The 9,245-nt window shown below is 50.2% G+C and carries 7 protein-coding genes, 1 tRNA gene and 2 pseudogenes; 7 read left to right on the top strand and 3 right to left on the bottom strand.

Annotation, left to right across the window (positions count from 1 at the left end; genetic code table 11):
* Positions 1-265: 265 nt before the first annotated feature.
* Positions 266-742 carry an FxsA family protein gene (locus B9P82_RS27515; RefSeq protein ID WP_016151389.1) on the bottom strand — a complete coding sequence of 159 codons (477 nt, stop codon included), beginning with the start codon at positions 740-742 and terminating at the stop codon, positions 266-268.
* A 338-nt stretch (positions 743-1,080) separates the two neighbouring features.
* Here B9P82_RS27515 and aspA point away from each other — a divergent pair, with 338 nt between their 5' ends.
* The 7 genes from aspA to B9P82_RS27480 all read left to right on the top strand — a co-directional run bounded on the left by aspA (position 1,081) and on the right by B9P82_RS27480 (position 8,539).
* Positions 1,081-2,517, top strand: a complete 1,437-nt coding sequence (gene aspA, locus B9P82_RS27510; RefSeq protein WP_016151388.1) for an aspartate ammonia-lyase — start codon at positions 1,081-1,083, stop codon at positions 2,515-2,517.
* 115 nt (positions 2,518-2,632) lie between these two features.
* Positions 2,633-3,934, top strand: a complete 1,302-nt coding sequence (gene dcuA, locus B9P82_RS27505; RefSeq protein WP_016151387.1) for an anaerobic C4-dicarboxylate transporter DcuA — start codon at positions 2,633-2,635, stop codon at positions 3,932-3,934.
* Positions 3,935-4,065: 131 nt separating this feature from the next.
* Complete coding sequence (gene cutA / locus B9P82_RS27500; RefSeq protein WP_003025447.1) at positions 4,066-4,413, top strand: divalent cation tolerance protein CutA; 348 nt, start codon at positions 4,066-4,068, stop codon at positions 4,411-4,413.
* Complete coding sequence (locus B9P82_RS27495) at positions 4,389-6,098, top strand: protein-disulfide reductase DsbD (RefSeq protein ID WP_101701416.1); 1,710 nt, start codon at positions 4,389-4,391, stop codon at positions 6,096-6,098. The genes cutA and B9P82_RS27495 overlap by 25 nt, the downstream gene beginning before the upstream one ends.
* Positions 6,099-6,134: 36 nt before the next feature.
* Positions 6,135-6,710, top strand: a complete 576-nt coding sequence (locus B9P82_RS27490; protein WP_016151385.1) for a transcriptional regulator — start codon at positions 6,135-6,137, stop codon at positions 6,708-6,710.
* A gap of 309 nt (positions 6,711-7,019) precedes the next feature.
* Positions 7,020-7,095: transfer RNA gene (locus B9P82_RS27485), tRNA-Phe, on the top strand.
* Between the two features lie 196 nt (positions 7,096-7,291).
* The gene (locus B9P82_RS27480) at positions 7,292-8,539 is read left to right on the top strand and encodes a tyrosine-type recombinase/integrase (protein WP_101701415.1); all 1,248 of its coding nucleotides are present in this window, start codon (positions 7,292-7,294) and stop codon (positions 8,537-8,539) included.
* A 25-nt stretch (positions 8,540-8,564) separates the two neighbouring features.
* On the opposite strand, the pseudogene B9P82_RS27475 reads toward B9P82_RS27480, so the two are convergent.
* Positions 8,565-9,030 (bottom strand): annotated as a pseudogene (locus tag B9P82_RS27475) (transposase); the annotation flags it as partial.
* A 29-nt stretch (positions 9,031-9,059) separates the two neighbouring features.
* Positions 9,060-9,245, bottom strand: a pseudogene (locus B9P82_RS27470) (IS630 family transposase); the annotation flags it as partial.

Below are 9,245 nucleotides of genomic sequence, written 5' to 3'. Positions count from 1 at the left end.
CTCCGGTTTATCCGAAGGCTCCCTGCGAAAGCAAAGCCGGCAGGCCGAATGGAACCAGGTGTGCAGATAACATCATGGCCGGGTACGACGGTACCGAAAGAGAGGCCGGATATACGACAGCATCTTACCCCCGTCACACAAAATGCAGAATGGCTTGCATAACGGGAGGTGTCCATATACGGATAAGGTGACGTTGACGCCGTCATCCGGCAGATAAGCATTTTGCCGGATGGTGCTCACGCTTATCCGGCCCGCATACTGATGCTTAATCCCGAGGATCGTCTTTATGATCAATACGGTTGCGATCGTCGTCTTTGCGCTGAAATTCGCCATCAAAGGTCTCACCGCCACCGGTTCCGGCGCTGAAACCACCGCCCGGCATACGCGAAAAACGCAAATGCGGCAGCAGTTTCATCGTCAGATGTTTTTGCACCGGGGGTAATAAAAGAAGAAGACCGAGGAAATCGGTGAAAAAACCGGGCAGTACCAACAGCAGACCAGCAATGATCAGCGACACGCTCTTGATCATTTCTGCAGCAGGACTTTCACCAGCCGCCATTTTTTGTTGCATCAGTAAAAAGTTTTTAAATCCCTGGTTACGAACCAGAGACATACCGATAACCGACGTAAAAATAACCAAAATCAGCGTCATCAGGACACCCAGGACATGGGCAACCTGAATAAAAATAGATATCTCTATGTAAACATAGAGAAAAATGGCAAGTAATGGTATCCAGCGCAAAGGGTTCTCCTGTCAATAACAGTCGTTTTTTTCAACGCCTGTCCGATGAATTATGTGACTCGCATCAATAAGATGTTGAGGTGGTTAGCAAAATTTCAAGTCGCTTGTACACTTATTTTTAGTATTAATCCTAAAGGGGTGATCCATTTCACAGAATAATAAATAAGGGGTAAATTCCACGCTTTAAGTGATCCAGATTACGGTAGAAATCCTGAACCAGCATATGATCTCGAGTATCAGACCGATGCAGGGGATAATCGTCGGTCGAGAAACAATCGAAATCACATATATCCTGTGTGTTTAGTCAAATCATTGGCAGCTTGAAAAAGAAGGTTCACATGTTAAACAACATTCGTATCGAAGAAGACTTGTTGGGTACCAGGGAAGTTCCAGCGGACGCCTACTACGGTGTTCACACTCTGAGAGCGATTGAAAACTTCTACATTAGCAACAACAAAATCAGCGACATTCCTGAATTTGTTCGCGGTATGGTAATGGTTAAAAAGGCAGCGGCAATGGCCAACAAAGAGCTGCAAACCATTCCTAAGAGTGTGGCAAATGCCATCATCGCGGCGTGTGATGAAGTCCTGAATAACGGAAAATGCATGGATCAATTCCCGGTAGATGTTTACCAGGGTGGTGCGGGTACCTCCGTCAACATGAACACCAACGAAGTGCTGGCCAATATCGGTCTGGAACTGATGGGTCACCAGAAAGGTGAATATCAGTACCTGAACCCGAACGACCACGTTAACAAATGTCAGTCTACCAACGACGCTTACCCAACTGGCTTCCGTATCGCGGTATACGCATCCATCATCAAACTGATCGATGCCCTGAACCAGCTGCGTGAAGGCTTCGAACAAAAAGCTGTTGAATTCCAGGACATCCTGAAAATGGGCCGTACCCAGCTGCAGGATGCTGTACCGATGACCCTCGGTCAGGAATTCCATGCTTTCAGCGTACTGTTGAAAGAAGAAGTGAAAAACATTAGTCGTACCGCTGAGCTGCTGCTGGAAGTTAACCTCGGTGCAACTGCAATCGGTACGGGTCTGAACACGCCGAAAGAATACTCCCCGCTGGCAGTACAGAAACTGGCTGAAGTCACTGGCTTCGCCTGTGTTCCGGCAGAAGATCTGATTGAAGCAACTTCTGACTGCGGCGCATACGTTATGGTTCACGGCGCACTGAAACGTCTGGCTGTTAAGATGTCCAAAATCTGTAACGACCTGCGTTTGCTCTCCTCTGGCCCACGTGCTGGTCTGAACGAGATCAACCTGCCGGAACTGCAGGCTGGTTCTTCTATCATGCCAGCAAAAGTGAACCCAGTTGTTCCAGAAGTCGTAAACCAGGTTTGCTTTAAAGTCATCGGTAACGACATCACCGTTACTATGGCATCTGAAGCTGGTCAGCTGCAGCTGAACGTAATGGAGCCGGTCATTGGCCAGGCAATGTTTGAATCCATTCACATTCTGAGCAATGCTTGCTACAACCTGCTGGAAAAATGCGTTAGTGGTATCACTGCTAACAAAGAAGTCTGTGAAGCGTTTGTATTCAACTCCATCGGCATCGTTACTTACCTCAACCCGTTCATCGGTCACCATAACGGCGACATCGTCGGTAAAATTTGTGCCGAAACCGGTAAGAGCGTACGTGAAGTTGTCCTGGAACGCGGTCTGTTGACCGAGTCTGAACTGGACGATATCTTCTCTGCACAGAACCTGATGCACCCTGCTTATAAAGCAAAACGTTATACTGATGAAAGCGAACAGTAATCGTGTAGGGTAGTACCAGAGAAGGCACGTCATGATGACGTGCCTTTTTTCTTACTCGAAGTTACTTAAAAACAACAATTTAATATCAACTTGTTAAACAACAAGGAAGGCTAATATGATAGTTTTAGAACTTATCATCGTTTTGCTGGCAATCTTTTTAGGTGCCAGACTTGGGGGTATCGGTATTGGATTTGCAGGTGGGCTGGGTGTTCTGGTTCTTGCCGCTATTGGCGTAAAACCAGGTAATATTCCGTTCGATGTTATTTCCATTATCATGGCGGTTATCGCTGCCATCTCTGCCATGCAGATTGCCGGTGGTCTGGACTATCTGGTTCATCAAACTGAAAAACTGCTGCGTAAAAACCCGAAATACATCACGATCCTTGCACCAATCGTGACCTATTTCCTGACTATCTTTGCCGGTACCGGCAACATCTCTCTGGCAACTCTGCCGGTTATCGCTGAAGTCGCGAAGGAACAAGGTATCAAACCTTGCCGTCCGCTCTCTACCGCAGTGGTTTCTGCACAGATTGCGATTACGGCGTCGCCAATCTCCGCAGCTGTGGTTTACATGTCTTCCGTAATGGAAGGTCATGGCATCAGCTACATTCACCTGCTGTCCGTGGTCATTCCGTCCACTCTGCTGGCCGTTCTGGTGATGTCCTTCCTGGTAACGATGCTGTTCAACTCCAAACTGTCTGACGACCCGATTTACCGTAAGCGTCTGGAAGAAGGTTTGGTTGAACTGCGTGGTGAAAGACAAGTTGAAATCAAAGCTGGCGCGAAAACCTCCGTTTGGTTGTTCCTGCTGGGCGTGATTTGCGTAGTTGTATACGCCATCATCAACAGCCCAAGCCTCGGCCTGGTCGCTAAACCGCTGATGAACACCACCAACGCAATCCTGATCATCATGCTGAGCGTCGCGACGCTGACTACGATCGTCTGCCGCGTTGAAACTGACTCCATCCTGAACTCCAGCACCTTTAAAGCGGGTATGAGCGCCTGTATTTGTATCCTGGGTGTTGCATGGCTGGGTGATACCTTCGTATCTCACAACATTGACTGGATCAAAGATACTGCAGGTAGCGTAATTCAGGGTCATCCGTGGTTGCTGGCTGTCATCTTCTTCTTTGCTTCTGCGCTGCTGTACTCTCAGGCTGCAACCGCTAAAGCACTGATGCCGATGGCTCTGGCTCTGAACGTTTCCCCACTGACTGCTGTTGCGTCTTTCGCCGCTGTTTCTGGCCTGTTCATTCTGCCAACCTACCCTACTCTGGTTGCGGCGGTGCAGATGGATGACACCGGTACAACCCGCATCGGTAAATTCGTCTTTAACCATCCGTTCTTCATCCCAGGTACTCTGGGCGTGCTTTTGGCTGTCTGCTTCGGCTTCTTGCTGGGCAGCTTCATGCTGTAAGACTTTACTGCAGGGTGCCTTCGCGCCCTGCAGTTCCTCCTCCTCATCATCCCGCTTTAACTAACATCCTTCCCTCGTCCGTTGTATAGTGACCACTCTTTAGCTGGTTACTCTGTTCTTTCGAGGTGTTTATGCTTGATGTAAAGAGTCAGGATATTTCCATCCCCGATACCGTTGTGGTGCTCTGTACCGCCCCGGATGAAGCAACCGCCCAGGATCTGGCCGCCAAAGTACTGGCGGAAAAACTGGCTGCCTGCGTGACGCTGCTGCCTGGCGCGACCTCCCTCTATTATTGGGAAGGTAAACTGGAGCAGGAATATGAAGTCCAGATGATTTTAAAAACCACCGTCACACACCAGCAAGCCCTTCTCGATTGCCTGAAGTCACATCATCCATACCAAACGCCTGAACTTCTGGTTTTACCCGTCACTCACGGAGACTTTGATTACCGCTCATGGCTCAACGCATCCTTACGCTGATCCTGCTGCTGTGCAGCACATCTACCTTTGCCGGATTATTTGACGCGCCTGGCCGCTCGCAGTTTGTTCCTGCCGATCGGGCGTTTGCTTTTGATTTTCAGCAAAACCAACACGATCTGAACCTCTCATGGCAGGTTAAAGATGGCTACTATCTGTACCGAAAACAGATAAGCATTACGCCATCTCAGGCCGATATCGCCGAGGTAAAACTACCGCCAGGCGTCTGGCATGAAGATGAGTTTTATGGCAAAAGTGAGATTTACCGTAAACAATTGACTATCCCGGTCACGGTCAATCAGGCTAAATCTGGCGCAACATTAACGGTCACATACCAAGGCTGTGCCGACGCCGGTTTTTGCTATCCGCCTGAAACTAAAACGGTGCCATTAAGTGAAGTGTCTGCCAATACCAGGGCGACACCTGCGCCAGTGCCTGCCACCGATACTTTGCAAGAGAGACCACAACCTGCAACCCAGCTTCCCTTCTCTGCGCTGTGGGCATTGCTAATCGGAATTGGCATCGCATTTACACCTTGCGTATTGCCGATGTATCCGCTGATTTCCGGTATCGTGCTGGGCGGCAAACAACGCTTATCAACCGGACGCGCGCTGCTGCTGACGTTTATCTACGTCCAGGGAATGGCGCTCACTTATACCGCGCTGGGTCTGGTTGTTGCCGCCGCTGGATTGCAGTTCCAGGCTGCGCTACAGCATCCTTACGTCCTGATTGGCCTTGCCGTGGTCTTTACGCTGCTGGCCCTTTCGATGTTTGGCTTGTTCACGCTGCAACTCCCTTCATCGCTGCAAACACGCCTTACATTGATGAGTAACCGTCAGCAAGGCGGTTCCCCCGGTAGCGTCTTTGCGATGGGGGCGATTGCCGGCCTCATCTGTTCTCCTTGTACAACGGCCCCGCTAAGCGCGATTTTGCTGTATATCGCTCAGAGCGGGAACATGTGGCTGGGAGGCGGCACGCTGTATCTGTACGCGCTGGGGATGGGATTACCTCTGATGCTAATTACCGTATTCGGTAATCGTCTGTTGCCTAAAAGCGGCCCATGGATGGAACATGTCAAAACCGCTTTTGGCTTTGTCATTCTGGCGCTCCCCGTCTTCTTACTCGAACGCATCATTGGCGACGACTGGGGCGTTCTCCTGTGGTCGCTGTTGGGCGTCGCATTCTTTAGCTGGGCATTTATCACCAGCCTGCAGGCAAAGCACGCCTGGATGCGCATCGTGCAGATTATCCTGTTAGCTGCAGCGCTGGTAACCGTTCGGCCATTGCAGGACTGGGCGTTCGGCGTGCCGCATGCTCAAACCCAGACACACCTTAACTTCACGCCTGTGGCTTCGGTGGATGCGCTAAATCAGGCGCTGGCACAAGCTAAAGGCAAGCCCGTGATGTTGGATCTGTATGCTGACTGGTGCGTGGCCTGCAAGGAGTTTGAGAAGTATACGTTTAGCAATCAGCAGGTTCAGCAAGCGCTAGGCGACACGGTGCTTTTGCAGGCGGATGTGACTGCAAATAATGCCCAGGATGTCGCTCTGCTGAAACATCTACAGGTTTTAGGTTTGCCGACTATTTTGTTCTTTGACGCCGAGGGGAAAGAGCATCCGGAGGCTCGGGTAACCGGCTTTATGGATGCCGCGACCTTCAGCGCACATTTGCGCGATCGCCAACCGTGAGCGACACTTGCAACAAGAAATACGGAGGAGAATACCGTGCAACGTGAAGATGTCCTGGGAGAAGCCCTGAAATTACTTGAGGTTCAAGGGATAGCCAATACCACACTGGAAATGGTGGCCGATCGTATCGATTATCCTCTTGATGAACTACAACGCTTTTGGCCCGACAAAGAGGCAATTCTGTACGATGCGTTACGTTACCTCAGTCAGCGGGTGGATATCTGGCGGCGTCAACTTTTGCTGGATGACACCCTGAGCGCTGAACAGAAATTACTGGCACGCTACACCGCGCTGTCCGAATGCGTGAGCAATAATCGCTATCCAGGCTGCCTGTTTATCGCCGCCTGTACGTTTTACCCCGATCCCGGGCATCCGATCCATCAGTTAGCCGATCAGCAAAAAAAGGCGGCACATGACTTCACCCATGAGCTGCTGACGACGCTGGAAGTTGACGACCCTGCAATGGTTGCCAAACAGATGGAACTGGTGCTGGAGGGCTGTCTGAGCCGCATGCTGGTGAATCGTAGCCATGCTGATGTCGAAACGGCACACCGCCTGGCTGAAGATATCCTGCGCTTTGCTCAGTGCCGTATGGGCGGTGCGCTGACCTAAGCAAGCATGCCCGCCAGGCCGAAATGAGTCAACACACCAGCGGGTCCTGCCGCAGCAATTGCACCGTTAGTTACTGGAAACGTCGGAAAGGCTTGTGCACAACTTGCGGTAGTGTGCGGGAGTAATACAGGCCGCGTAACGTTTTCGTCAGCCTTTGCTCATATAGAAGGTCAGATAGGTAAATTGCCTGGAAGTTTTGTGCAAACTTCAGGCATAATCGCACAGATTGCCGCAATATTAAGCGGTTGAACATCTTTTCCCGAAATTTGATTGACTGGCAGACGTGAATAAGGTTTAATGCGCCCCGTTGCCCGGATAGCTCAGTCGGTAGAGCAGGGGATTGAAAATCCCCGTGTCCTTGGTTCGATTCCGAGTCCGGGCACCAAATTCATATCAACGGACCTCCACGGAGGTCCGTTTTTGCATTCTAAGCCCCCTAAAATCAATACCTCTTCAATCCTTTAACTCCACCCAACTCAATCAACTTCAACCCGCATCAAGTCCCTTGCGAGGGTACAACTGAGGGTATAGTCTGATTCGATAAAATTTATACCCCTTTTTACTATCAGGAGATACCGCCAATGGCGCTCACTGACGCAAAAATCCGTGCAGCTAAACCGGATGAAAAACCTTATAAACTTGCCGACAGTGGCAACATGTTTTTGCTGGTTCACCCTAACGGCTCACGCTACTGGCGACTCCGCTACCGGTTTCTGGGCAAAGAGAAAACGCTCGCTCTGGGGGTCTATCCTGAAGTCTCGTTATCAGAAGCAAGGGAAAAACGCGATACGGCGAGGAAGCTGATAGCTGAGGGAACTGACCCGTGCGAACAGAAACGGATCAAAAAGTCTGTACCTGAAACAGCTCAGACATTCGAAGGCATCGCAAGGCAGTGGCATAAGAGCAACAAAAAATGGTCAGCCTCACATAGTGAGAAGATACTGAAAAGCCTCGAAACTCACGTGTTTTCCTTTATTGGCTCACGTGACATTACCACGCTCAGGACTCCCGATTTACTTGTTCCAGTAAAGGCTGCCGAAGCCAAAGAGATCTATGAGATTGCAGCGCGCCTTCAGCAGCGTATTACTGCAATCATGCGCTATGCTGCCCAGTCAGGCATTATCGTCTATAACCCTGCCGTGGATATGGCTGGCGCGTTAACCACGGTGAAACGCCAGCACCGCCCTGCCCTCGCCTTAAATCGCATTTCAGAGCTTCTTGAACGACTGGATGCATACAGAGGACAACCTCTCACCCGCCTTGCAACTAAACTCACCCTGCTTATCTTCATCCGTTCCAGTGAACTACGCTTTGCCAGGTGGTCTGAGATCGACTTCAAGAAAGCCATGTGGACCATTCCTCCAGAGCGGAAACCTATTGAAGGGGTTAAGTACTCGCATCGTGGCTCAAAAATGCGAACAGAGCATCTTGTGCCACTCTCTACTCAGGCGCTGAATATACTGCAGCAGATCCACACGATCAGTGGAGAACATGAACTGATTTTCACCGGCGATCACAATCCATGGAAACCCATGAGTGAGAACACGGTGAATAACGCACTGCGGCTGATGGGCTACGATACAAAGGTCGATGTCTGTGGTCACGGCTTCCGGGCAATGGCCTGTAGTTCGTTGATTGAATCAGGATTATGGTCCAGGGACGCAGTGGAACGCCAGATGAGCCATCAGGAACGTAACGGCGTTCGTGCAGCTTACATTCACAAAGCGGAATTTCTGGATGAACGCAGGTTAATGCTGCAATGGTGGGCTGATTTTCTGGATGCAAATGAGGAAAAAACAGTGAGCCCGTTTGATTTTGCGACCCTGTAAATAATTCAGTGTAACTGCCACCGTATCAAACGTGATCGCTAAGGCGGTCACCGAACTCGATAATAAACGATTCATCGCCAGCCGCTAATTCTAGATCGGCATACTCCGTTTTTTCGATGCATCCTTGCTCGCCAGATAAATCACTTTTCGCACTTAGTCGTCTGCCGGGAACACCTTGCGCCTCTTGATGGCTGCTCGGATCACGCTGTTCAGCTACTCGATAGCAATCGTGGTGTACATGGCCTTGCGGATATCGGGTGGATAGTTGAAGAACGTATTGAGATTCGCCCAGTGCTCCCGCCAGTATTTGCTGATCTGCGGGTATTTATCGTCCCAGGCAACGGCGAAATTATCCAGCATTATTAGTGCCGCCTCTTCTGTCGGCGCCTGATACACCGTTTTCAGCCCATGGTGACGGCTTTATAGTCTTTCCACGACACATATTTCAGGCTGTTACGCACCATATGAATGATGTAAAGCTGGATATTAGACGTCAACTAAATAGCTGCGCCTAATACCGCTACACTTTTGCCAGCCCATGTTTGCCTCCGGGGAATGGGCTGACGATTTCCATAAAATGGCGAACTTTTTTCAACAGTTGCCACATTGAGCGGCACTGATGATTGCGCGTTATTGTGTCGTGCAGCGCCTGCCATAACCGCTCTACATGATTCACCCACGGCGAGTATACCGGTTGATAAATGAC

Origin of the sequence: Citrobacter sp. L55 (assembly GCF_002850715.1) — a bacterium.
Classification (GTDB): domain Bacteria; phylum Pseudomonadota; class Gammaproteobacteria; order Enterobacterales; family Enterobacteriaceae; genus Citrobacter; species Citrobacter braakii.
This window is presented reverse-complemented; position numbering and strand designations above follow the sequence as displayed.